At 74.3% G+C, this 23,833-nt stretch carries 22 protein-coding genes and 1 pseudogene; 14 read left to right on the top strand and 9 right to left on the bottom strand.

Features of this window, described 5'->3' with window-relative positions; all coding sequences use genetic code 11:
• Positions 1-88: 88 nt before the first annotated feature.
• Entirely contained in the window at positions 89-733 is a 645-nt protein-coding gene (locus IAG42_RS07910) for a chorismate mutase (RefSeq protein ID WP_223205900.1), read from the top strand.
• A gap of 39 nt (positions 734-772) precedes the next feature.
• Here IAG42_RS07910 and IAG42_RS07915 read toward each other — a convergent pair whose 3' ends face one another.
• Positions 773-1,660, bottom strand: a complete 888-nt coding sequence (locus IAG42_RS07915; protein ID WP_188336315.1) for a pentapeptide repeat-containing protein — start codon at positions 1,658-1,660, stop codon at positions 773-775.
• 96 nt (positions 1,661-1,756) lie between these two features.
• Here IAG42_RS07915 and IAG42_RS07920 point away from each other — a divergent pair, with 96 nt between their 5' ends.
• Both IAG42_RS07920 and IAG42_RS07925 read left to right on the top strand, forming a co-directional pair.
• On the top strand, positions 1,757-2,533 hold the full coding sequence (locus IAG42_RS07920) for an alpha/beta fold hydrolase (protein WP_188336316.1): 777 nt from the start codon (positions 1,757-1,759) through the stop codon (positions 2,531-2,533).
• The gene (locus tag IAG42_RS07925) at positions 2,530-3,768 is read left to right on the top strand and encodes a cytochrome P450 (RefSeq protein WP_188336317.1); all 1,239 of its coding nucleotides are present in this window, start codon (positions 2,530-2,532) and stop codon (positions 3,766-3,768) included. Before IAG42_RS07920 ends, IAG42_RS07925 begins: the two co-directional genes overlap by 4 nt.
• Positions 3,769-3,772: 4 nt before the next feature.
• Here the strand turns inward: IAG42_RS07925 and msrB are convergent, their stop codons facing one another.
• The 4 genes from msrB to IAG42_RS07945 form a co-directional block, all read right to left on the bottom strand.
• Positions 3,773-4,177 (bottom strand): peptide-methionine (R)-S-oxide reductase MsrB, encoded by a 405-nt coding sequence (gene msrB / locus IAG42_RS07930; RefSeq protein WP_188336318.1) that lies wholly within the window; start codon positions 4,175-4,177, stop codon positions 3,773-3,775.
• 4 nt (positions 4,178-4,181) lie between these two features.
• Entirely contained in the window at positions 4,182-5,576 is a 1,395-nt protein-coding gene (murC, locus tag IAG42_RS07935) for a UDP-N-acetylmuramate--L-alanine ligase (protein WP_188336319.1), read from the bottom strand.
• Positions 5,577-5,916: 340 nt separating this feature from the next.
• The gene (locus IAG42_RS07940; RefSeq protein ID WP_188336320.1) at positions 5,917-6,390 is read right to left on the bottom strand and encodes an indole-3-glycerol phosphate synthase; all 474 of its coding nucleotides are present in this window, start codon (positions 6,388-6,390) and stop codon (positions 5,917-5,919) included.
• Positions 6,391-6,523: 133 nt separating this feature from the next.
• Complete coding sequence (locus IAG42_RS07945; protein WP_188336321.1) at positions 6,524-7,336, bottom strand: pyrimidine reductase family protein; 813 nt, start codon at positions 7,334-7,336, stop codon at positions 6,524-6,526.
• 36 nt (positions 7,337-7,372) lie between these two features.
• Between IAG42_RS07945 and zapE the strand changes: the two genes are divergently transcribed.
• The 6 genes from zapE to IAG42_RS07975 all read left to right on the top strand — a co-directional run bounded on the left by zapE (position 7,373) and on the right by IAG42_RS07975 (position 13,364).
• Positions 7,373-8,488, top strand: a complete 1,116-nt coding sequence (zapE, locus tag IAG42_RS07950; protein ID WP_188336322.1) for a cell division protein ZapE — start codon at positions 7,373-7,375, stop codon at positions 8,486-8,488.
• A 168-nt stretch (positions 8,489-8,656) separates the two neighbouring features.
• The gene (locus tag IAG42_RS07955; protein ID WP_223205901.1) at positions 8,657-9,997 is read left to right on the top strand and encodes an alkaline phosphatase PhoX; all 1,341 of its coding nucleotides are present in this window, start codon (positions 8,657-8,659) and stop codon (positions 9,995-9,997) included.
• 58 nt (positions 9,998-10,055) lie between these two features.
• Positions 10,056-10,445: a VOC family protein gene (locus IAG42_RS07960; protein WP_188336324.1), complete on the top strand. Its 390-nt coding sequence runs from the start codon at positions 10,056-10,058 to the stop codon at positions 10,443-10,445.
• Positions 10,446-10,519: 74 nt separating this feature from the next.
• Positions 10,520-11,419: a PPK2 family polyphosphate kinase gene (locus tag IAG42_RS07965; RefSeq protein WP_394811198.1), complete on the top strand. Its 900-nt coding sequence runs from the start codon at positions 10,520-10,522 to the stop codon at positions 11,417-11,419.
• A 77-nt stretch (positions 11,420-11,496) separates the two neighbouring features.
• Entirely contained in the window at positions 11,497-12,378 is an 882-nt protein-coding gene (locus IAG42_RS07970; RefSeq protein WP_188336325.1) for a TroA family protein, read from the top strand.
• 119 nt (positions 12,379-12,497) lie between these two features.
• On the top strand, positions 12,498-13,364 hold the full coding sequence (locus IAG42_RS07975) for a polysaccharide deacetylase family protein (protein WP_188336326.1): 867 nt from the start codon (positions 12,498-12,500) through the stop codon (positions 13,362-13,364).
• Between the two features lie 16 nt (positions 13,365-13,380).
• On the opposite strand, the gene IAG42_RS07980 is transcribed toward IAG42_RS07975, so the two are convergent.
• Positions 13,381-14,049, bottom strand: a complete 669-nt coding sequence (locus IAG42_RS07980) for an ABC transporter (protein WP_188336327.1) — start codon at positions 14,047-14,049, stop codon at positions 13,381-13,383.
• A 626-nt stretch (positions 14,050-14,675) separates the two neighbouring features.
• Positions 14,676-15,347, bottom strand: a pseudogene (locus tag IAG42_RS07985) (ABC transporter ATP-binding protein); the annotation flags it as partial.
• A gap of 58 nt (positions 15,348-15,405) precedes the next feature.
• Here IAG42_RS07985 and IAG42_RS07990 point away from each other — a divergent pair.
• The 4 genes from IAG42_RS07990 to IAG42_RS08005 all read left to right on the top strand — a co-directional run bounded on the left by IAG42_RS07990 (position 15,406) and on the right by IAG42_RS08005 (position 20,391).
• Positions 15,406-16,185: a peptidyl-tRNA hydrolase gene (locus IAG42_RS07990; RefSeq protein ID WP_223205902.1), complete on the top strand. Its 780-nt coding sequence runs from the start codon at positions 15,406-15,408 to the stop codon at positions 16,183-16,185.
• Between the two features lie 133 nt (positions 16,186-16,318).
• Positions 16,319-17,626 carry a DUF692 domain-containing protein gene (locus IAG42_RS07995; RefSeq protein ID WP_188341250.1) on the top strand — a complete coding sequence of 436 codons (1,308 nt, stop codon included), beginning with the start codon at positions 16,319-16,321 and terminating at the stop codon, positions 17,624-17,626.
• A gap of 225 nt (positions 17,627-17,851) precedes the next feature.
• A complete protein-coding gene (locus IAG42_RS08000; protein ID WP_188336328.1) occupies positions 17,852-18,637 on the top strand; it encodes a TIGR04222 domain-containing membrane protein in 786 nt (261 codons plus the stop codon).
• A 122-nt stretch (positions 18,638-18,759) separates the two neighbouring features.
• Positions 18,760-20,391, top strand: coding sequence for an alpha/beta hydrolase (locus tag IAG42_RS08005; protein WP_188336329.1), 1,632 nt, complete (start codon positions 18,760-18,762; stop codon positions 20,389-20,391).
• A 69-nt stretch (positions 20,392-20,460) separates the two neighbouring features.
• Here the strand turns inward: IAG42_RS08005 and hemQ are convergent, their stop codons facing one another.
• Together hemQ and hemG are read right to left on the bottom strand one after the other, a co-directional pair.
• Positions 20,461-21,195: a hydrogen peroxide-dependent heme synthase gene (hemQ, locus tag IAG42_RS08010; RefSeq protein WP_188336330.1), complete on the bottom strand. Its 735-nt coding sequence runs from the start codon at positions 21,193-21,195 to the stop codon at positions 20,461-20,463.
• A 4-nt stretch (positions 21,196-21,199) separates the two neighbouring features.
• Entirely contained in the window at positions 21,200-22,717 is a 1,518-nt protein-coding gene (hemG, locus tag IAG42_RS08015) for a protoporphyrinogen oxidase (RefSeq protein ID WP_188336331.1), read from the bottom strand.
• A 148-nt stretch (positions 22,718-22,865) separates the two neighbouring features.
• Between hemG and IAG42_RS08020 the strand changes: the two genes are divergently transcribed.
• Positions 22,866-23,831 carry a DUF4349 domain-containing protein gene (locus IAG42_RS08020; protein ID WP_188336332.1) on the top strand — a complete coding sequence of 322 codons (966 nt, stop codon included), beginning with the start codon at positions 22,866-22,868 and terminating at the stop codon, positions 23,829-23,831.
• Positions 23,832-23,833 lie beyond the last annotated feature (2 nt).

Consider the following 23,833-nt stretch of genomic DNA (forward strand, 5'->3'; position numbering starts at 1 on the left):
ATCCGCAGCGGAGCACATGATCGTCCTATCGCGTGAACGGACGCCTGTTCGGGGCGACTTCGGGAAGGCGGCGCGCTATACACGTCCCGTGCCGAAGACGCCCGTACGTGCCTGCCTGTCCCCTCGCCTGCTCGCCGCCGGCTGCGCCGCCGTGCTCGCCCTGGGCGGCGCGGCGCTCCCCGCGACCGCTTCTGCCGCGACCGCGTCGTCCGCGGCCGCCGCGCCCGTGCCGCGTACGGCGCGCGCGGCCCCGCACGCTCTCACCGAGGTCGCCTCGCTCGCGGCGGACCGGCTCGCGCTCGCCGACAAGGTGGCGGCCGCGAAGTACGGCACGCCGGCCCCGATCGACGACCCGGCGCGCGAGCGGCAGGTCCTCGACGACGTGGCCCGCCGGGCGGTGGCGCTCGGCCTGGACCCCGCGTGGGCGCAGGCCGTGTTCCGTGACCAGATGGAGGCCAACAAGCAGGTGCAGCGCGGCCTGTACGCCCGCTGGGACGCGCATCCCGAGGAGCGGCCCGCCGAGCGCCCGGACCTGGCGAAGGAGGTCCGCCCGGCGCTCGACCGCATCACGGTCGCCCTCCTCGACGCCCTGCGCGCGACGGCCCCCGCCCGTACGTCACCTGCCTGCACGCCGCTGCTGGCCTCGGCGGCTCTGCGCGCGGCGCACACGCACGGGTTCGACGCGCTCCACGCGGGCGCGCTGGCCCGCGCGCTGCCCTCGGTGTGCGGCTAGCGGGCCGCTGGGCCCGGTGTGCGGGCCGCCGGCGGGCCGCTAGCCCCAGTGCGCGGGCCGGTTCAGGCCCTGCGGTACGCGCGTGGTGGCGTCGCCGCGGGCCGCGTTGAGCTGGGCCTGGGTGAGGAACAGGGCGCCGGTGAGGTCGGCGCCGGTGAGGTTCGTGTCGCGCAGGTCGGCGCCGATGAGGTCCGCGTGGCGCAGGTCGGCGCCGGTCAGGTCGGCGGCCACGAGGAGGGCTCCGCGCAGGGTGGCGCCGCGCAGGTCGGCCTTGCGCAGGCGGGCGCCCACGAGGTCGGCGCCCCGGTGGTTCTTCCTGCGGCCCGGCACCTGCGCGCGGACGAGTTCGCTGGCCTTGAGCAGCAGCGTGTTGACCTCGTCGCGGATCGCGGGCACGTCGGCGGCGAGCAGTTCCCCGGCGCTCGCGCGGGTGAGCCGCTCGAGGTCGGCGCGGGCCCGCTCGGCGTCGCGGTGCACGGGCCGGGCCCGGTCGAGGTCCAGGACGTCGCTCAAGTACCAGAGCAGCTCGTGGAGATGGCGCATGACGGGGAAGACCTCGTACATCTGCCGGGCGGTCTTGGGCCGTTCGCGCCAGCTGACGCCTTCGTAGGTGACCTGGGAGACCTTCTGGCCCGCCCCGAAGCAGTCGAAGACGGTGCACCCCGGGTAGCCGCGGTCGCGCAGCGAGGCGTGGATGCCGCACCGGAAGTCGTCCTGGAGGTTGCGGCACGGTGAGCCCGCCGCCTTGTTCGCCGCGAAGTCGTGGGACTTGGCGAAGGGCAGCGCGACACAGCACAGGCCGAAGCAGTCGCCGCAGTCGGCGACGAGATCGAGGCGCCGGCGGCCGGTGCCGGAGGCTTCGGGGGCGGTGGCGGCGGTGGTGTCGGGCGTGGTGCGGGGGGTCTCGCGGGAGGTCACGCCCCCCATTGTCGCCGATCGCCCCCGCGCGCCCTCTTGTGGCCTTCGCGGCCCCGCGTCACCGTGGACGGCGTCCGGCACCGCCCCTCATCCCCGGGAGTCGACGTGGCCTCCTCCTTTGTCCTGCCGCACGCACTGCACGGCGACGGTCCGCACAAGGTGATCGCGGTGCACGGCTGGTTCGCCGACCGCTCCGCCTACGCGCCGGTCGTCCCCGATCTGGACCGTTCCTCCTTCCAGTACGCGCTGGTCGACCTGCGCGGCTACGGGGAGGCGAAGGACACCCCGGGCGCGTACACGACCGCCGAGGGCGCGGCCGACGTGCTGGATCTCGCGGACCGGCTCGGCTGGGAGCGCTTCTCGCTGATCGGGCACTCGATGGGCGGCAGCGTGGCGCAGCGCGTGGTCGCGACGGCCCCGCACCGGGTGCGGCGGCTCGCGGGCGTCTCGCCGGTCCCGGCGTCGGGTCTGCAACTGCCGCCCGAGCAGTGGGAGTTGTTCCCCACGGCGGACACGAAACCGGAGCACCGCCGCGCGATCCTCGACGTCACGACGGGCGGCGTCCGCCCGGCGGCGTGGCTGGACCGGATGGTGGAGCGTTCCCTGGCGGTCAGCGACGTCAAGGCGTTCCGCGCCTGGCTCGACTCGTGGACCGGCGACGACTTCCACACCGACCTGGAGGGCTGCACGACCCCCGCGCTCACCGTCACCGGTCAGCTCGACCCGGCGCTGTCGGCGGAGCTGATGCGCGGCACGTGGCTGCGCTGGTTCACCCGCGGCGAGCTCGTCGACCTGCCGGTGTGCGGGCACTACGCGATGGACGAGGCGCCGCTCGCGCTGATCCGGGTGGTGGAGGACTTCCTGCGGGCGGACGGCGCGTGAGCGGCGCGGTGCCGGACGTCTTCGACCCGCGGCTGTACGGTCACGGCGTCCCGCACGACCGGTACCGCGTCCTGCGCGACCGTCACCCCGTGGCGTGGCAGGCGGAACCGGCGGTCCTCGGCTGGCCCGAGGGCCCCGGCTTCTGGGCGGTGACCCGGCACGCGGACGTGGTGCGGGTCATCAAGGACGCGCGGACGTACTCGTCGTTCCTGGGCGCCACCCAGATCCGCGACCCGGACCCGGCGGACCTGCCGTTCATCCGCGGCATGATGCTCAACCAGGATCCGCCGTCCCACGGCCGGCTGCGCCGTCTGGTCAGCCGGGCGTTCACGCCGCGCCGCGTGGAGGCGTTCGAGAGGTCGGTGCGCGAGCGGGCGGCGTCCTTGCTGGCCAAGGCCCTCGAACCCGACGGCGCGGACACGGTGGACCTGGTCGGCACGGTCACCGACGACTACGCGCTGCTGAATCTCGCGGACCTGCTCGGCGTGCCGGAGTCCGACCGGGGCCTGATGCTGCACTGGACGCGCCGGGTCATCGGCTACCAGGACCCGGACGAGGCGGCCGGGTCCGCGGACGGCGGCCCGCAGGTGAACCCGCGCTCCCCTTCGGCGCTGGCCGACATGTTCGCGTACGCGGACGAACTGTCGGCCCACAAGCGCGCGCACCCGGCCGACGACATCATGACGACGCTCGCGACGGACCCGGATCTCACGCCGGGCGAGCGGCAGATGTTCTTCTTCCTGCTCACGATCGCGGGCAACGACACGGTGCGCAGCGCGGCCCCCGGCGGCGTGGCGCTCCTCGCCGATGACCCGTCCGCGTACGAGCGGCTGCGATCGTGCCGGGCCGACGTGCCGACGGCCGTGGACGAGCTGCTGCGCCGGCACCCGCCGGTGCTGACCTTCCGCCGCACGGCGGCACGGGACACGACGCTCGCGGGCACGCGCATCGCGCGGGGCGACAAGGTCGTCGTGTTCCACGCGTCCGCCAACCACGACGAGCGGGTCTTCCCCGACCCGTTCCGCCTGGACCTGGGCCGCTCCCCCAACCCGCACGTCTCGTTCGGTGACGGCCCGCACGTGTGCCTCGGCGCGCATTTCGCGCGGCTTCAGCTGCGGGTGCTCCACGAGGAGCTGGGCCGGGCGGCGCCGGCGCTGCGGCTCGCGGAGCCGCCGCGCCGGCTGGTGTCGAACTTCATCAACGGGATCAAGGAGCTCCGGGTGACCCGGAGCTGACCGGCTACTCCGTCGGCGACAGACGCAGCGAGATCGAGTTGATGCAGTACCGCTGGTCCGTCGGGGTGGAGTACCCCTCACCCTCGAACACATGCCCGAGGTGGGAGCCGCAGCGGGAGCAGCGGACCTCGGTGCGCACCATGCCGTGCGAGCGGTCCTCGATCAGCTCCACGGCGTCCGAGTCCTTCGGGTCGTAGAAGGACGGCCAGCCGCAGTGCGACTCGAACTTCTCCGTGGAGGTGAAGAGCTCGGCGCCGCAGGCGCGGCAGGAGTAGACGCCCTGCGTCTTGGTGTCCGTGTACTCACCGACGAAGGCGGGCTCCGTGCCGGCCTGGCGCAGTACCGCGTACTCCGCCGGGCTCAGCTCCGCGCGCCACTGCTCGTCCGGCTTCTCGACGTCGTACGACATGTGCTCATCCCTCCAGGTGGGTCAGGATCCGCGGGCCGAGGTCCGTGACGTCGCCCGCGCCCATGGTGAGAACGAGATCGCCGGGCTTGGCCATTCCCGCGATCGCGGCGACGGCGGCGTCCTTGTCGGGCGCGGCCTGCACGTCGGCGCCCGCGGCGCGGGCCGCGTCGATGATCAGGGCGCTCGTGATGCCCGGGATCGGGTCCTCGCGGGCCGGGTAGATGTCGAGGACCACGGAGGCGTCGGCGAGGGCGAGGGCGTCGCCCATCTCCTTGCCGAGCTCCTGGGTGCGGGAGAAGAGGTGCGGCTGGAAGAGGACGAGGAGGCGGGCGTCACCGGCGGCCGAGCGCATGGCCTCCAGGTCGGCGGTCATCTCGGTGGGGTGGTGCGCGTACGAGTCGATGACCTGCACGCCGTTCACCTCGCCCTTGAGCTGGAGGCGGCGCTTGACGCCGGTGTACGCCTTGAGGGCGGAGGCGAGGTTGCGGGCCGGGATGCCGAGGGCGACGCCCGCCGCGAGGGCCGCGACCGCGTTGTGCGCGTAGTGGCGGCCGGGGACCGAGACGGTGAAGGTCAGCAGCTTCCCGTCGAGCAGAACCGTCACCTCACTGGTGAGGCCGCGCGGGGTGATCTTGTGGATGCGGATGTCGGAGGACTCCGACTCGCCGTACGTGACGACCTTGAGGGACGTCGTGTCGCGGATGCGGCGGGTGAGCTCGACGGCGCCCGCCTGGTCGGCTGCGATGACGAGGGTGCCGCCGGGGACGATCTTCGAGGTGAAGGTCTCGAAGGAGTCGTAGATCTCGTCCATCGACGCGTAGTTGGCGTGGTGGTCGAGCTCGACGTTGAGGATGATCGCGACTTCCGGCGTGTACTTGTGGAAGCTGCGGTCCGACTCGTCGGCCTCGGCGACGAAGATGTCGCCCTCGCCGTGCAGCGCGTTCGAGCCCGGGGCGTCGAGGTCGCCGCCGATCGCGTACGACGGGTTCAGGCCGAGGGAGGACAGGGACACCGCGAGCATCGACGTCGTGGTGGTCTTGCCGTGGGTACCGGCCACCGCGATGGGGCGCAGGCCGTCCATGAGGGCGGCGAGGGCGTCGGAGCGGTGCACGACCGGGATGCCGAGCTCCTTGGCGCGGGCCAGCTCCGGATTGTCCTCGCGGATCGCGGAGGAGACCACGATCGCGGTCGCGTCGGGCGCGACGTGCGCGGCGTCGTGCCCGATGTGGACCGTGGCGCCGAGCGCGCGCAGGGCCTGGGCGGTCGCGGACTCGCGCGCGTCGCTGCCGGCGACGCGGGCGCCGCGCTGGGTGAGGATCTTGGCGATGCCCGACATTCCGGCGCCGCCGATGCCGATGAAGTGCGGTCGGTCCATGGCGGTAGGAAGGCCCGGTGCCATAGGTGTGTCTCCCCTGAGTCCTCTGAGGTGCCGGTGAGGTACCGGCCGTGCCGGGCCCGCGGTCACAACGCCCCCGGGCCGCTCCCAGCCTATTGCCTCACCGCTCCGGCTCCCGCACCACGGCCCGCCTCGCCCCACGGCGGGTCGCCCCACCCCTGCGGACGCGGCAAGGCGCGGGCTCGGCGGTCGGGCCACGATCCCACCCGGCGAGCATGCGCCGGCCCGACGGTGGCCCCCGGGCCACCCGCTCTCCAGGCGCTCGCCCCCTCCGCCGGGCGAGAGCGCGGGCGGGCCGCTCTCCGGCCCGGAGCGGCAGAGATCCGCGCCCCGCCGGCAGGCGCTACGCCTTGCTGTGGGAGAAGAGCTTGAGGACCGGGACGCCGACCTTGTGGCGGGCTCGGGAGGCCCAGTCGCGGTGGAAGAACTCCTCGACGTAGTGCGGGTCGGTGAGGACGATGACCTCGTCCGCGTCGACCTCGTCCACCCGGGTCTTCAGCGCGTCCAGCGGGTGGTCCTCGACGAGGCGCCCCTCGGCGGCGCAGCCGGCCTGGTGCAGGGCCGTGAGCGAGACCGCGAGGGCCTGCTCGGCGGGGCCCCGGGCGTCGTCGCCCTCGGGGACGTCGCGTTCCTTGGCCGCCTCGTCCAGCTCCCCCATCGCGACGTCGTCGATGGCCCGCAGCAGGCGGTCCGCCTGGTCGCCGCGGGGCTGGAGCAGCACGTGGAAGGAGACCTCTTCGTCGCCGTGCAAGGTCGTGACGAACTCCACGTCGGCGGACGTCAGGGCCTTCTCGATCATCAATACGCTCGTGAACACGACGGGCGCCCTTCTTCTCCTACCGTGGCCCGCCCGGGAGCGGGTCACTGGGGACCTGCGGAAACCATCCTGCCCCGTGGCCGCACGGGGTCTGCGAGTTTTAGTGTGCCCAGCGGAAGCGAAACGGAACGACTCATTCCGCCGAGTGTCGGCGACACCGGTACCGGGAGAAGAGGAAACCGTCCTCCTCCAGAAGAGATGCCAGGTCGAAACGTTCCGGCACGACAAGAGCGGAACCTCCCGCGATGCGCTGCGCGTCGCCCGCCGTGAGCATCGGCGAGAGCGTCAGACAGAGCTCGTCGAGCACCTGCGCGGCGATGAACTGACCCAGCATCCGCGGCCCGCCCTCCGTGAGCAGCCGCCGGTGCCCGCGCCCGGCCAGCGCCCTGACCGCGCGGTGCGGATCCACCGCCCGGCCCTCGCCCGCGATGAGCACCTCCGCGCCCGCCTTGCGCGCCGCCTCCACCCGGTCCGGCGGAGCCCCCGCACCGGTGATCAGGTACGTGGGGACCAGCGGCGCGGTGAAGAGCGGCAGGGTGAAGTCCAGGTCCAGGGAGCCGCTGATCACGGCGATGGACGGGGCCGGACCCTGCCCCGCCGCCTCCCGGCGCGCGGTGAAGGCCTCCCGGGCGCGGGCCGGCCGGTACCCCTCCAGGCGGACCGTCTCGGCCCCGACGACGACCACGTCGGCGAGTCCGCGCAGGGTGCCGAAGATCCGCATGTCCGTCGGGCAGGAGATGGGCTGGGAGCGGCCGTCGTGCTGGGCCGCGCCGTCCAGGGTGGAGACCATGTTGGCGCGCAGCCACACGTCCCCCTCGGCCAGGTCGGGGTAGGCGTAGGCGTCGGCGAGCGCGTCGAGGCCCCACTCACCGTCCGCGGGGCCGTCCCGCCCCTCCCGGCCCTGGTGATCTGCTGTTTCGTACGTCACAGGGAACAGGCGTCGCATGGGTGCAGTCTGGCACGGCGCCTAGACTGAGGAGCTGTGTCGTCCTCCACCGAAGCCGCAGACATCCGCCATGCGGGTACCGCCCCCCTGACCGACGCGGGCCCGCTGTCCCTGTGCGAACGCGAACCGCACGTCCCGGCGGAGCGCCTGGTCGCCGAGATGGTGCCGCCGCCGCGCTTCAGCTCGGCCCGCTTCGAGACGTACATCCCGGATCCGAACCAGCCGAGCCAGACGCAGGCCGTCCAGATCCTCGGCTCCTTCGCCGCCGGGCTCGGCGGGCCCGCCGCCGGCACCGGCAAGAAGCGCGGCCTGTTCGGCTTCGGCCGCAAGCCGGCCGTCGCGCCGAGCGCCCCGCGCGGCGTCTACCTCGACGGCGGCTACGGCGTCGGCAAGACCCACCTGCTCGCCTCCCTGTGGCACGCCACCCCGGCGCCCGCCGAGCAGAAGGCGTTCGGCACCTTCGTCGAGCTGACGAACCTGGTGGGCGCGCTGGGCTTCCAGCAGACCGTGAAGACGCTGAGCAGCCACCGGCTGCTGTGCATCGACGAGTTCGAGCTGGACGACCCGGGCGACACCGTGCTGGTCTCCACCCTGCTCGGCAAGCTGGTCGACGCGGGCGTCGCGCTCGCCGCCACGTCGAACACGCTGCCGGGCAAGCTCGGCGAGGGCCGGTTCGCCGCCGCCGACTTCCTGCGTGAGATCCAGGGCCTGTCCGCGCACTTCCGCCCGCTGCGCATCGACGGCGAGGACTACCGCCACCGGGGCCTGCCCGAGGCCCCGCCCCCGTACTCCGAGGAGCAGGTCACCAAGGCCGCGTACGCCACCGAGGGCGCCTCGCTCGACGACTTCCCGCACCTGCTCGAGCACCTCGCGCGCGTGCACCCCAGCCGCTACGGCGCCCTGACGGACCATCTGAAGGCGGTCTGCCTGACCGAGGTCAGCGCGATCCCGGACCAGTCGACGGCGCTGCGGCTCGTGGTCCTCGCCGACCGCCTGTACGACCGCGAGATCCCGGTCCTGGCCTCCGGCGAGCCCTTCGACAAGCTGTTCAGCGAGGAGATGCTGAACGGGGGCTACCGCAAGAAGTACTTCCGCGCGATATCCCGTCTGACGGCCCTGGCCCGCGACGCCAAGGGGCTCGTGCAGAGCTGAGCCGGACGTGCGGCCCCCGCCGGGGGCCCGCGCCGCGTGCTACGCGCGTGGTTCCCGTGGCGAAAGTCGCGTGATAGACACAGCCGGGTCACAGTTCCTGTCCGCCAGCAGGAGGTTGCACCCATGTCACGCACGTCAGATGCACGGCAGTCCGCAACACGACGTCAGATGCTCGCCCGGACCGGCGCGTTGGGCGCGGGCATCGCCTTCGCCGGGAGTCTCGGGGAGCTGTTCGCCGGTTCGGCGGCGGCGCAGGGCCGCAGCGGCTACGGCGACCTGGTGCCCGACCCGGCCGGGCTGCTCGACCTGCCGAAAGGATTCCGCTACAAAGTCCTCTCGCGCGAGGGCGATCCACTGCGCTCCGGCGAGGGCAAGGTGCCGAGCAACCACGACGGGATGACCGCCCTCGAGGGCAGAGGCGGCCGGGTCCACCTGGTGCGCAACCACGAGAACCGGGTCACCGCGAAGATCGGCGTCCCGACCGTCGAGGGCCTCACCTACGATCCGATGGGCAAGGGCGGCTGTACGGCCCTCACCCTCGACCGCGACAACAACGTGCTGTCGGAGCGGGTCGGCATCGCCGGCACCGCGGTCAACTGCGCGGGCGGGCCCACCCCTTGGGGAACCTGGCTGACCTGCGAGGAGACCGAGGACAAGGCGGGGACGAACGGGTACACGAAGGACCACGGCTTCATCTTCGAGGTCGACCCGGCCGACCCGCACCGCTCGGGCGCGGTGCCGCTGACCGCGATGGGCCGCTACCAGCACGAGGCGATCGCCATCGATCCCCGGCGCGGGATCGTGTACGAGACCGAGGACGCGTTCCAGGCGCCGTTCGGGCTCTTCTACCGCTTCCTGCCGAACCGGCCCGAGGGCGGTCTCGGTTCGCTGCGCGCGGGCGGCAGGCTCCAGGCGATGCGGGTGCCGGGGGTGCCGGACCTGTCCGCGGTGCAGGAGACCGGCGCGAGCTTCGGCGGGATCGAGTGGGTCGACGTGCCCGACCCGCTGGCCGCGCAGACCCCGATCCGCAACCAGGACTTCGGCCCGAAGGGCATCACCCACGCCCAGAAGCTGGAGGGCTGCTACTGGGGCGGGTCCTGCGTCTACTTCGTGTCCTCGTACGCGCGCAGCCGCGAGGGCTCGGCCGGTGACCACTTCGGGCAGATCTGGCGCTACGACCCGGCCGCACGCCGCCTCACCCTGGTGATCGTCTTCGGGCCCGGCACCGACCTCCAGCTCCCCGGCGAGGAGCCGGACAACATCTGTCTCGCACCCAGCGGCGGCCTGATGGTGTGCGAGGACGGCGCGGGCGCGCAGCACGTGTTCGGCGTGACGCGCAAGGGCGAGGTCTACGCGATGGCGCGCGGCCGGCAGAACATCGGGACGCCGGACGAGCCGGAGTGGGGCGAGTTCGCGGGCGTCACCTTCTCGCCCGACGGCGACACGATGTACGTCAACTGCTACACGCCCGGGACGACGTTCGCGGTGACCGGACCCTGGCACCGTTAGGGTCGGTCCGCCCGCGGGTCCTCCCGGGCGACCGGGAACCCGCGGGCGGAGGCCTGACATGACCAGCAAGTTCACAGAACTGGCGATCGACTGCGCCGACCCGGAGGGGCTCGCCGGGTTCTGGTGCCTCGTGCTCGGCTACGTGGTGCAGGGGCGCGAGGAGGGCCTCGTCACCATCGGCTCGCCCCAGGTGCCCGAGGGCAAGGAGCGGCCGGGGCCGGTGCCGCCGACGCTCACCTTCGCGCGCGTGCCCGAGGGCAAGAGCGTGAAGAACCGGCTGCACATCGACGTCAACCCGACCGACACGGACCAGGCGGGCGAAGTGGCCCGGCTGCTCGCCCTCGGCGCCCGGCACGCGGACGTCGGCCAGGGCGACGACGTCGGCTGGGTGACCCTGCACGACCCGGAGGGCAACGAGTTCTGCGTGCTGACCACCCGCTGTCCCTGAGCGGCGCGGGTGGCGCGCCGGGCCGCCGCGGAGCAGGATCGGGAGCACCTGCTCCGGTCCGAAAGGGGTGCGCGGTGGCGAAGAACGGCGGCAAGAAGGGCGCGGGGAGCGCCGGGAAGCAGCCGGGGGCCGTCCCCCTGCGCGAGCTGCTGCGGGTGCCGCAGGGCGAGCGCGTCGACCTGTCGTCCTACGACGCGGCGGGAACGCCCGGCGGCCCGTCCGGCAAGGCCGAGGGCGTCGCGGCGAGCGAGCGCGCGGGCGAGCGGCTCGCGGAGCTCCAGGAGCGGCTGTGGGCGGCCGGTTCGGCGGGCGGCGACCGGCGCCGGGTGCTGCTGATTCTCCAGGGCATGGACACCAGCGGGAAGGGCGGCACGGTCAAGCACGTGATCGGCCACTTCAACCCGTCCGGCTGCCGCATCAAGGCCTTCAAGGCGCCGACCGCGGACGAGCTCAAGCACCCGTTCCTGTGGCGCATCGCGCAGGCGCTGCCCGAGCCGGGCGAGATCGGCATCTTCGACCGCTCCCAGTACGAGGACGTCCTGATCGCCCGCGTCCGGGACCTCGCCCCGCGCGACCGGCTGGCCCGCCGCTACGACGAGATCAACCGCTTCGAGCAGTCCCTCGCCGAGGACGGCGTCACGCTCGTGAAGTGCTTCCTGCACATCTCCTACGCCCAGCAGAAGCGCCGCCTCCTGGAGCGGCTCGACAACCCGGACAAGTACTGGAAGTTCAGTCCGGGCGACATCAAGGACCGGGCGCTGTGGCCCGCCTACCAGGAGGCGTACGAACTCGCCCTGGAACGCTGCTCCACGCGGGCGGCCCCCTGGTACGTGGTCCCCGCCGACCGGAAGTGGTACCGGAACTGGGCGATCAGCCGTCTCCTCCTGGAGCATCTGGAGGAGCTCGATCCGCAGTACCCGAAGGCGGACTTCGACGTGGCGGAGTGCCGGGAACGGCTGCTGGCGATGCCGTGACGTGAACTCGCCGTACGACGACCGCACTTGAGGCGGCGCCCCACATGCCGCGCCGCCCGCGTGGGCAGGGTGGCCCTATGACTTCACCCTCCGCACATCCATGGGAATTCACCGACGACCGCGGACACCGGGCCTCGGCCCCCGGCGTTCCGGCGCGGATCGTCGCGTACCTCCAGGCCGGGGCCGGCCTGCACGATCTCGGACTGACGCCCGTCGGCGTCTTCGGCTCGTTCCACGACGGGGAGCGGGCGGACCGGGCGAAGGCCGGCGGTCTGCCGCTCGGGGACGTGGCGTATCTGGGGGCGGGCGCCGGGCTCGGCCTCGACGACGTGCTCGGGGTGCGCCCGGATCTGGTGGTGGCGCTCACCTACGGGGGCGGGCAGGTCTACGGGATCGATCCGGACACGGCGAAGCACCTGGAGGAGCAAGTTCCGGTCGTGGTGTTCGACGTGGGCCAGGGGCGGAGTCTGGCGGACGTGCGGGAACGGTTCGCGGAGCTCGGAGCCTCGCTCGGGGCGGGTGAGGCGCCGGCCGCCGGGGAGGGGCTGGCGCGGGCCGAGCGGGAACTGACGGAGGCCGCGGGCGCGGCGGGCGGGGCGCGGGTGCTCGCCCTGTCGCCGGGCGGGCCGGACAGCGTGCATCTGGCGCGGCCCGCGAAATGGCCGGACCTGAGCGCGCTCACGGCCCTGGGCGTGGCGACGGTCGAGCCGCCCGAGGGCCCGGGGGCCAACTGGCACACGGGCGACTGGCCGGACGCCGCCGCGCTCGCCCCGGACATCGTCCTGCTGGACACCCGGGCGAACGCGGCGCCGCGGGAGGCCTACGGCGCGTCCCCGGCGTGGACGGCACTGGCCGAGCGGGCCGCGGTCCTGCCGTGGAACCCGGAGCTCCCGCCGAGCGCGACGGCCCACGCGGCGCTCCACCGGAGCGTGGCACAGGCGCTGCGGGGCCGGTCCTGAGCCCAGGGCCCTTCGCTCACCGGTGGACCTTCCGCCGGTCGGAGCAATGCCGTCGGGGGCACGGGGCGAGGAGTCCAGAGGTACGCGATTTGTCACATTTGTAGGCTTATCGTCGCGGCGTGATCAACTCCGTACGCCGCACCGTGTCGACCTGCGTCCTCGCCGCCCTCGCCCTCGGTGCCGCCGCCTGCTCGGGCGGCGGCACCGGGCCCGCGCACCCCGCCCGGGCCGACCGGCCCGCCCAGAGCCCCTCGGCCGCCCCCTCCCCCGCGGGCGCCCCCACACTCGCCCCCGGGCCCGGGGGTCTCACCCGCGTCTTCAAGAACGCGGCCCGGTCGAAGGAGCGCGTCGTGGCGCTGACCTTCGACGCCGACATGACCGCCGACCAGGGCCCCCGCGCCGCGGCCGGCGAGCACTTCGACCACCCTCAGCTCATCTCCACGCTCCGGAGACTGAAGGTGCCGGCCACCGTCTTCATGACGGGGCGCTGGGCCGACCAGTACCCGGCCGAGGCACGCGACATCGGCGCCGACCCGCTCTTCGAGGTCGCCAACCACTCGTACAGCCACTACGCCTTCACGGACGACTGCTACGGCCTGCCCACCGTGCCGCCCGCGCGGATGCGCACGGACGTCGAGCGGGCCTTCACCGCGTTCCGCAGGGCCGGAGTCGAGCATGTCGTGCCGTACTTCCGTTTCCCCGGCGGCTGTTACGACAAGCAGGCGCTGCGGGCGCTCGCCCCGGCCGGGGTCACGGCCGTGCAGTGGGACGTGGTGAGCGGCGACGCGTTCGCCACCGACGCGGACGCGGTGTCGCGGCAGGTGCTCGACGGGGTGCGGCCGGGTTCCGTCGTCGTCCTGCACTGCACGCGCAGCGCGGCCCCGACGACGGAGCGCGTGGTGCGCACAGTCGTGCCCGAACTGCGCGCGAAGGGCTACCGGTTCGTACGGGTCTCCCAGCTGATCGGGGCCACCCGCAAGGGGTGAGCGCGTCGCCCCGCGGTCAACGGCGGGACGCCAGCGCGCAGGCCGCCGCCGCGCAGGCCCCCGCGAGCACGACCGCGCCCAGGAAAGGCAGCGCGGGCAGCGGGATCTCGCCCCGCTGGGAGCCGGTGATCAGCGCCGTCACCGCGGAGCGGGCCGGGGAGCCGGGCGCCACGAGGGTGAGCAGGGTGCCGAGCAGCAGTGCGGCCACGCCCGCGCCGGTGCCCCGGATCACCGGCCACGTGGTCAGGGCGCCCACGGCGGTACCGGCGAGGGCGCAGGTCCAGGCGGCGAGGAGTCCGGCGCCGGCCGCGGGCAGGACGGCGATCCGTACCCGGTGGCCGGTGCTCACACCGTCCGCGAGCAGCGCCACGAAGAGAGTGGCGAGGGCGCCGAGCAGGGCGGTCGCGAGCAGCGCGGTGAGCAGGCTCGCGAAGTGCGCCCGCCACGGTCCGGTCGCCGCGGCCGTGCAACCGCGCGCGGCGGACGACTCGTTGGAGACACAGATCCGGGCCAGCCAGGCCCCGGCGGGCAGCAGGCCCGCCGCCGCGTAACCGAGCGAGTCCAGAACCGGCTGCCCGCCCTGGAGCCCGACCGCGAGCACCGCCGCGTACAGCACGACGGGCGCGAGCCAGCGCTGCGAGCGCAGCAGAAGCCCGGACTGGTAGGCGAGCAGGGCCGTGGTCATCGGGACTCCGGGAGGGTGGACGGAACGGACCGGACGGCGACGACGTGCCACGGCGGCCGCGCCCCCAGCAGCGCGCGCAGCACGGCGTCGGAGTGCGTGGGGGACGTGGTGACCCGCACGGTACGGGCGTCGAGGCGGGTCAGGGTGCACGGCTGCGGCAGACCGGCCGGATCCTCCGCCGACCCGGTCGCTTCCACCACCACACCTGCCCCCTCGGCGGCACCGGACTCGCCCCGCGGGCGGCGCGGGTCGAGGCCCGCCCACGAAGCGTCCGGCACCGGCGCGACCCGCCCCGCGGCCACTCCCCACACCGCGCCCGCCGGGTGCCGCTGATCGCCGTCCACACGGACGGGGGCGCCACCGACCGCCGCGCCCCCGTCCGACGGGTCACGACCGGCGAGATCAGGGGCCACCGGCTCCCGGTCCGGCACGGGCGACACCCGGCCCCCGGCCACCTCGCCGACCGGGTCGGCCGCGCCCACCGGGCGGCGCGGGTCGTGGTCGACGGCGCCACCGACCGCCCTGCGCTCGGACACGACCCCGTCCGACTGGTCGCGGCCGACGAGAGCCGCGCCCTCCGACTCCCGGTCCGGCACAAACGCGACATGGCCCCCGGCGCCGGTTCCGGCGGGATCCGGTCCCGTCGGTTTCCGGTCCGGCACGGGTGACACCCGGCCCCCGGCCACCTCGTACACCGCGTCCGCCGCGCCCTCCAGGCGGCGTGGGTCGTGGTCGACGTAGACGACCGTGCCGCCCGCCGCCGTGCGTTCGGCCACGGCTCGGTCCAGTTCGTCACGGGCGGCGGGGTCCAGGCCCGTCCAGGCCTCGTCCAGGATCAGCAACTCCGGTGCGGCGAGAAGTGCCTGGGCGACGGCCACCTTCTGGCTGCTGCCCTTGGAGAGTTCGGCGAGCGGGGTGTCCGCGTACGCGGCGGCGCCGAAGCGTTCCAGCTGCTCGCGCGCCCGCCGGGTCGCCTCGGGGCGGGCGAGGCCGTGGATGCGGCCCAGGTGGGTGAGGTAGCCGAGCGCGGTGAACGGCAGGGCGGCGGGGAAGCGTTCGGGGACGTAGGCGGTGCGGGGGCGGCCGAGGACGCGGCCGGCGCCGGGGGCGTCGATCCCGGCCATGACGCGCAACAGGGTCGACTTCCCCGACCCGTTGGCGCCGCGCACCCGGACGAGGGCGCCGGCCGGCACATCGAGGTCGACGTCGCGCAGGACCCAGGGTCCGCGGAGCCCGTAGCGGCGTCCGACGCGGCGGAGGGCGAGCGGGCCCGTGGGCGGTGCGGTCGGGGTCGGCATGGCGACCATGGTGGCGCATCGCGGCAGCGGGCGCGGCGGCTGCTGGCAGACTGGTGGTGTGACCAGCGACGACGACCTGAGCAAGGCCCCGGGCCGGGACGGCCTGCCGCCCGCCGACAGCCCGTTCCGCACCGAGCCCACCCCGCGTGACGAGGCCCCGCAGTTCGTGCTGCCGCTCGTGGCGCGGATCGAGCGGGCCGAGCCGCCCGCGCGGACGGCCGCCCTGGAGACCGCCGCGCGCGCCGTCCTCGTCCTGCTGTCCGACGACCGCGCGCTCGGCGACGGGGAGTGGGCGCAGGCCGTGCGGGACTGGCAGGACGCGCGGATCCGCAAGGTGGTGCGGCGGGCCCGGGGTGCCGAGTGGCGGCGTGCCGAGGCGCTCGACGGCATCACGGTGACGGGTGACGGAGCGCAGGTGCGGGTGTTCCCGCCGGTGCCGCTCGACGGCTGGCCCAAGGACCTGGCCCGCCTCCAGGTGTCCGGCACTGACCTCGACGACCCGGAGCCGCCGCCCGCCCCGGACCCCTCGGCGCCGGTCCTCTGGCTCAACCCCGACCTCGGGATGACGGCGGGCAAGGCGATGGCGCAGGCCGGGCACGGCGCGCAGCTGGCCTGGTGGGCGCTGTCCGAGCCGCAGCGCAAGGAGTGGCGCGAGGCGGGCTTCCCGCTGGCGGTCCGTACCGCCGACCCGGCGCGCTGGGAGCCGCTGACCCGGGCCGGTCTGCCGGTGGTGCGGGACGCGGGCTTCACGGAGATCGCGCCGGGTTCCTGCACGGTGGTGTCGGAGGGCGGCACCCGGTACGCGCCGCTGGGCCGCGTGACGGGGCAGTACGGCTGAGGCAGGCCCTCGGGCCGAACCTCAAATGTTGCTCTGAACGTCCTCGCTCGTGGATTCGGGCGCGCGCGGCGGGGCCATGACACCTGCACGCGGCAGCACGACCACGCGGCAGAGGGGGACGGACATGGAGCGCCTGACAAGGCTGGGCACGGGGATCGGCTGGCGGCCGGAGATCGCGGAGATCGTCGAGGCGATGCCCGGCATCGACTGGGTCGAGGCGGTCGCCGAGAACGTGTGCCCGGGTCATCTGCCCGAGTCGCTGGTGCGGCTGCGCGAGCGCGGCGTCACCGTCGTGCCGCACGGCGTCTCCCTCGGCCTCGGCGGCGCGGACCGGCCCGACGAGGGGCGGCTCGCGGATCTGGCGTCCCGCGCGCAGGCGCTGGGCGCGCCGCTGGTCACCGAGCACATCGCGTTCGTACGGGCCGGTGGCGAGCGCACGGCGTCGCCGCTCCTGGAGGCCGGGCACCTGCTGCCGGTGCCGCGCACCCGGGACGCGCTCGACGTGCTGTGCGCGAACGTGCGGATCGCGCAGGACGCGCTGCCGGTGCCGCTCGCGGTGGAGAACATCGCGGCGCTGTTCTCCTGGCCGGGCGAGGAGATGACGGAGGGCCAGTTCCTGTACGAGCTGGTCGAGCGCACCGGGGTCCGGCTGCTGATCGATGTCGCGAACCTGCACACCAACCACGTGAACCGGGGCGAGGACCCGGCGAAGGCGCTGGCCGAGCTGCCGGTCGAGGCGATCGCGTACGTCCACATGGCGGGCGGCTTCGAGCGCGACGGCGTCTGGCACGACAGCCACGCCCACCCGGTTCCGCAGCCGGTCCTGGACATCCTGGCCGACCTGGCCTCCCGGGTGACCCCGCCCGGCGTCCTCCTGGAGCGCGACGAGAACTTCCCGGACGACACGGCGGAACTGGGCCGCGAGGTCGAGCGGATCCGCGAGGTGGTGGCAGCGGCCCCGGCCGCCCCGTCGGAGAGGACCGGCGCGCGCTCCCGGCCCGACGCCCCCGAACCCGTCGCCGAGTCCACCCGCGGCCGGGTCGCCCTCGCCCAGGCCGCGCTGCTGTCGGCGCTGGTGGCCGGGACGCCCGCCCCGGAGGGGTTCGACCGGGTGCGGCTCGGGGTGCAGGCGCGGGCGCTGGCGGGGAAGCGGGCCGATGTCGTCGCCAAGGTGGCGCCCGAACTGCCGGAGATCCTGGGCGGGGCCGCGTACCGTGCGGCGTTCCTGGGGTACGCGCAGCGGCGGCCCATGACGGGCGGCTACCGGCGGGACGCGCTGGACTTCGCCGAGGACCTGCTGCTCGGGCAGCGGGTCACGGAGCCGGGGGCCCGGCGCCGGCTGACCGACTGGTGGCTGGAGCGGTCGGGCCCGGCCCCGCTCTCGGGACGCCCGGTGGCGCGGGCACTGCGGGCCGCCCGGTTCGCGCTGCGCCGGGGCTGAACCGGTGCACCGGTGGGCGGCCCGACCGGTCTCGTCGCCGGGTACGGCCCCGGTGGGGGCTGGTCGCGCCCCGCGGCGGAGCCGCTGATGGACAGAGCCCCGCGCCCCTGAGGCAGCCCCATGGGCGGTCCGCCCTGCCCCAGGCCACCCCCGCCCCGCGGAATTCTCGTCCGCATATTGAACGGGCCATAGCGGTTACCCGGAGTCCTGCCGTAGAAACTCCCCATGTTCTGGGTCCTGTTCCTTGTACTGGCCAGCGGCCTGGCCCTGGTCACGTGCGGGCGGCTGTGCCTCGCCGCCGTGCGGGCGGCCGACGCCGAGCGCGCCGCGGGCGACGGCGAGGGCCCGCACGAGCGGGTGCTGTCCCTGTACGAGACGGCGTTCCTCTCGGGCGGCCCGCGCCGCGTCGCGGACGTGGCGCTCGTGTCGATGGCCCGCAGCCGCCGGCTGCTGCTCGCGCACACCGGCTGGGCGACGGTCGTCGACCCGGTCGGCGGCGACGACATGGAGCGCTCGGTGATCGGCGCGATCGGCCCGCAGGGCCAGTCGCGGATAGCTCCGGTGCGCTCGGCCACGGCGTCGGGCGACGCCGTCCGCACGCTCACCGAACGTCTCGTGGCGGCCGGCCTCGCCACCCCGGACACGACCCGCACCACGGTCGCCTCCGGCGTGGCCCAGGTGAAGGCGGCGGCCGCGGCGATCGTGGTCCTGGCGGCGGTCGCGACGCTGATGCCGGGTCAGGAGCCGCCCAGGAACATGCCGGTGGCGCTGTGGTTCCTGCTGCCGCTGCTGCTCACCCTGTGCTGTTTGTTCGTCGCCCGGTTCGAGATCCACCCGTACACGCACTGGGCCTCCCCCACCGGTCAGCGCCTGCTCTCCGCGCTGCCCGACGGCACGGGCAGCCTGCTCGCGGTGGCGCTGCGCGGGGTGCCCGCGGTGGACGACCCGGCGCTGCGGTCCGCGTTCGCCCACCCGGCACGCGACCCGCTCGACCCCGAGGACCGGCTCTGAGGCGTACGGGCGCGGCGGCGCATCGGGGTCATTGATCCGACACCGGCGACCCGGTGCTTTACTTCGCCAACTGCCGCCCCAAGGATCCCTTTTGTTCACGACGAAAGGGATGAGACCGAGCGATGAGAGCAGCAGCGTCCGCCTCCGCCCGCTACGCCGCCGCGGGATCGCTGGTCCTGGCCGCGTTCGCGGCCGGCCCCGCCCCCGCCGCGGGTGCCCTGCCCGCGGGCCCCGACGACGCCCGCGCGCGGGGCACCGCGCTCGCCGCCGAGCGGGCCGCGGCCGCCGGCATCCGGTTCGGCGCCTGCCCCGCCGAGGAGAGCCTGCCGGAGGCGCTGACCTGCGGCACGGTCACCGTCCCGCTCGACTACGCCGACCCCGACGGCAAGAAGATCAAGCTGACCGTCAGCCGTGTGAAGGCGACGGGCAAGGCCGGCGGGAAGAAGGTGGCCCGGCAGGGCTCGTTCGTCTTCAACCCGGGCGGCCCCGGCGGCAACGGCATGTACTTCCCGCTCGCCGGGATGATGCCGGAGTGGAAGCGCATCGGCGCCGCGTACGACCTCGTCGGATACGCGCCGCGCGGCGTGGGCCGCTCCGCGCCGCTGTCCTGCCGGGACCCGAAGCAGCTCGGCAAGGGCCCCACGCTCGCGCCGACCCACCCCTCGGAGTCGTACAAGAAGGAGCGGATCGCCCGCGCGAAGTCGTACGCGCGGGGCTGTGCCGAGCGCAATCCGGACCTGGAGCACTTCACGACGCTGAACAACGCCCGGGACCTCGACGTCCTGCGGGCCGCGCTCGGCGAGCAGCGGCTCACGTACATGGGCGCCTCGTACGGGACCTACATCGGGGCCGTGTACGCGACGCTGTTCCCCTCGCACGTGCGCCGGATGGTGTTCGACTCGGCGGTCGACCCGTCGCCCGGGCGGGTCTGGTACCGGAACAACATGGCCCAGTCCGCCGCGTTCGAGCGCCGCTGGGCCGACTTCCGCACCTGGGTGGCCGAGCACGACGACACGTACGGTCTCGGCAGGACGGCGGAGGCCGTGCGGCGGTCCTACGAGGAGGTGCGGGCACAGCTCGCGCACACGCCGGCCGGGAAGAAGGTCGGACCGGGCGAGCTGCAGTCCGCGTTCCTCCAGGCCGGCTACTACGACGACTACTGGCCGATCCGGGCGCTGGCCCTGTCCGAGTACCGGGCGGGCAATCCGGAGCCGCTGATCGGGCAGGCCGCGCCGGTGGCGTCGCCGGTCGCGGCGAAGGAGAACGAGAACGCGGGCGCGGTCTACACGGCCGTCGAGTGCAACGACGCGCCGTGGCCGGAGGACTTCCGCGTCTGGGACCGGGACAACACGCGGCTGGCGCGCGTGGCCCCGTTCGAGACGTGGGACAACGTGTGGACGAACCTGCCCTGCGCGTACTGGAGCGGGCCGCGTCAGCAGCCGCTCGACGTGCGGACGCTGCCGGGGGCGCTGCCGCCGACGCTGATCCTCGCCGCGGAGCGGGACGCGGCGACACCGTACGCGGGCGCGAAGGAGATGCACCGGCGCATCGCCGGGTCGGTGCTCGTGACCGAGCGGGACGCGGGCACGCACGGCGTGGGCGGCGGCCCCAACGCCTGCGTCAACGGGCATCTCGACGCGTACGTCCTGGACGGGCGGCTGCCCGAGCGGCGGTCGGCGTCCTGCGCGGCGCACGCGGCGCCCACACCGCTGGGCTCGGGCGGACCGCCGGAGAAGGCGCTGCGGGCCCGGTGACCCGCGCGTGAGAACGGCTGAGGGGCGGGGCCAGGCGGCCCCGCCCCTCACTCATGCCTCACTCGTGCCTCAGGCGAGACCGGCGACCAGGTCGGCGACGCTCTTGCGGCGGCCCGTGTAGAACGGGACCTCCTCGCGCACGTGCCGGCGAGCCTCGGAGCCGCGCAGGTGACGCATCAGGTCGACGATGCGGTCCAGCTCGTCGGCCTCGAAGGCGAGGATCCACTCGTAGTCGCCGAGCGAGAACGAAGCGACCGTGTTGGCGCGCACGTCCGGGTAGCCGCGGGCCATCTTGCCGTGGTCGGCGAGCATCTTGCGGCGCTCGTCGTCGGGCAGCAGGTACCACTCGTAGGAGCGCACGAACGGGTAGACGCTCACGTAGTTGCGGGGCGTCTCGTCGGCGAGGAACGCCGGGATGTGCGAGCGGTTGAACTCGGCGGGGCGGTGCAGCGCCATGTTCGACCACACCGGCTCCAGGGCCCGGCCCAGCTTGGTGCGGCGGAAGAGGTTGTACGCCTCCTGCAGCTGGTCGGCGGTCTCGGCGTGCCACCAGATCATGAGGTCGGCGTCGGCGCGCAGGCCGGACACGTCGTAGGTGCCGCGGATCGTGACGTCCTTCGCGGCGAGCTGGTCGAACAGCTCCTGGACCTCGTCCGCGTAACCCGCGCGGTCCTCCGGCAGGACGTCCTTCAGCTTGAAGACGGACCAGAGGGTGTAGCGGATGACCTCGTTGAGGTCCTTGGCGAGCTTGCCCTTGTTCGGGATCCGGGCAGCCTCGGGGGTGGTCGTGGTGTCGTCGCTCATGCCCTTATTCTCCCGCTCCGCCGTGCAGGCTCTGCACCGGGTTCGCCTCCAGGGCCGCGCGGCCGCTCGCGTCGCCGCGCAGCTCGTCCACGGCGGCGTACGCGCTCGCGATGCAGGCGGGCACGCCGACGCCGTCGTACGCGGCGCCGCACACGGCGAGGCCGGGCAGCTGTCCGACGAAACCGCGGATCCGGGCGACCCGGTCCGTGTGCCCGACCGGGTACTGGGGCAGGCCGTCCTGCCAGCGCGTCACGTGCGAGGCGACGGGCGAGGCGTCCAGGCCGGTGGCCTCGCGCAGGTCGTGGCGGGCCACGCCGACGAGGTCGGCGTCGTCGCGGCCGAGGTCCTTCTCGTCGCCGTAGCGGCCGACGGAGGTGCGGACGATGTGCAGGTCCGGGTTCTCGCCCGCGATCCAGCCCCACTTCTGGGAGGCGAACGTGGCGGCCTTGATGGTGTGGCCGTCGACAGGCGGCACGAGGAAGCCGCTGCCCTCGGGGAGTTCGGCCGTCTTCTTGGCGTAGGCCAGGGTGATCAGGGCCATGGAGGCGTACTCGATGCCGCGGAGTTCCTGGGAGGCCATGGGGGCGGCCGTCCGCAGGAGGCCCGCGGCCGGCGTCGCGGGCAGGGCGATGACGACCTGGTCGGCCTCGAAGGTGCGGCCGGATTCGGTGACCACGCGCCACTGGGGTGCGGGGTGCGTGGCCGAGCGGGCGGCCCCCTGCGCCCCCAGGGTGACCGCGCGCTCCCCGAACACGATCTCGGCGCCCCTCGCGCGGACCGACTCGGCGACGGCGGTCGGAAGGGTTCCGATGCCGCCCTCGATGCCCATGAAGACCGGGCCCGTCTGCTGGGTGCGGGCCGTCTTGGCCTGGAGGGCCCGCACCGCCGAGGTGAGGGAGCGGTGGTGGCGGGCCTCGGCGAAGAGCTGGGGGACGGCGCTGCGCAGGGAGATCTTGTAGGCGTCGCCCGCGTAGACACCCCCGAGGAGCGGTTCGACGAGACGGTCGACGACCTCGCGGCCGAGGCGGGCGGCGACGTACTCGCCGACGGCGACGTCCTCGCCCATCTCGGTGGGCGGCAGGTCGGCGTCGAGCTCGATACGGCGCAGGCCCTCGTCGGAGAGGACGCCGGCGAGCGCCTCCGCGGTGCCGGGGACGCCCATGACGTGGCCCTTGGGCATGGGGCGCAGCGCGCCGCGGGTCCACAGGGAGGCGGTGGCGGTGCCCGGTGGCTGGAGCCGGTCGCCGAGGCCGACCTCGCGGGCCAGGCCGACCGCCTCGGGGCGGCGGGCCAGGAGCGACTCGGCGCCGAGGTCGACGCGGGCGCCGGCGATCTCGCCCGCGCGGAGCTTTCCGCCGATCCGGTCGGAGGCCTCCAGGACGGTGACCCGTACCGGTTCGTCGCCGTCGAGCAGCCGGTGGGCCGCCGCGAGTCCGGTGATGCCGCCGCCGATGACGAGGACGTCCTTCTGCCGCCCGGTCGCCGTGGATGTGTCCGCTTCCGGTGTCTCCGCTTCGCGCATGTCCCCACTCTCTCAGAAGGGCTCCGGCGCACCGACGTGTCCCTAACGTGACCGCTTCGGGACCGTGCGGCAACCACCCGAAGGGCGGCTCGCGCGTCGAAGGGGGCGTCCATGTCGGTTCCGTTCCACGGGTCCTGGGGGTACGTCCATGCGTGCTGGTGCTGCACGACGGCTGCGGCCGGTTCATGTTCTGGTGGTGCCGTTGCTCGGCGCCGTGCTGGCGGTCGCGGGCTGTTCCGGGGCCGGCGGTGACTCCGGCGGGTCGAGCAAGGCGGCCGCGGCCGACGCCAAGTCCGGGGGCGGGGCCGCGCGGGACGGAGCGGCGGCCCCGTCCGGCGAGAAGGCGGCGCGCAAGGCGCCGAGGCTCAGCGGGGTCCACATCATCCGCACCGCGCATCTGACGGTCCGGGTGAAGGACGTGCCGCAGGCCCTGGACCGGGCGCGGTCGCTGGCCGAGGACGCGGGCGGCATCGTCGGCAGCGAGACCACCGACCGCGACGGCCGCGGCCGTGAGCGCACGCTGGTCACGCTCCGGGTGCCGCAGGAGTCGTACGCGGACGTGCTGGAGCGGCTGTCGGGCAGCGGGAAGCTGCTGGAGCGGAACGTGACGGCGAAGGACGTCACCGACCAGGTCGTCGACGTGGACAGCCGGATCAGGTCGCAGCGGGCCAGTGTGGCGCGGGTGCGGGAGCTGATGGACCGGGCCACGAAGCTCAGCGACGTGGTCACGCTGGAAGGCGAGCTGAGCAACCGTCAGGCGGAGCTGGAGTCCCTGCTCGCGCAGCAGGCGTCACTGAAGGACCGCACGACGCTGGCCACCATCACGCTGCGGCTCACCGAGTCGGCGCCCGCGGGGGCCGGTGACGAGGACGACGGGCCGGGCTTCCTGGACGCGCTGGCGGGCGGCTGGGACGCGTTCGTGTCGGTGCTGCGCTGGATCGTGCTCGTCCTCGCGGCGGTGCTGCCGTTCGCGGCGGTCCTGGCGCTCGCCCTGTTCCTGTGGCTGCGGGTGCTGCGGCCCCGGCTGCCGCGCCGCCACCCCGTGCCGGTGGCACCGCGGCCGGGTCCGCTGCCCGCGCACCCGGAGCGCGGGTCCGACGACGAACGGGACTGACG

It is taken from the genome of Streptomyces xanthii, from assembly GCF_014621695.1.
GTDB lineage: Bacteria > Actinomycetota > Actinomycetes > Streptomycetales > Streptomycetaceae > Streptomyces > Streptomyces xanthii.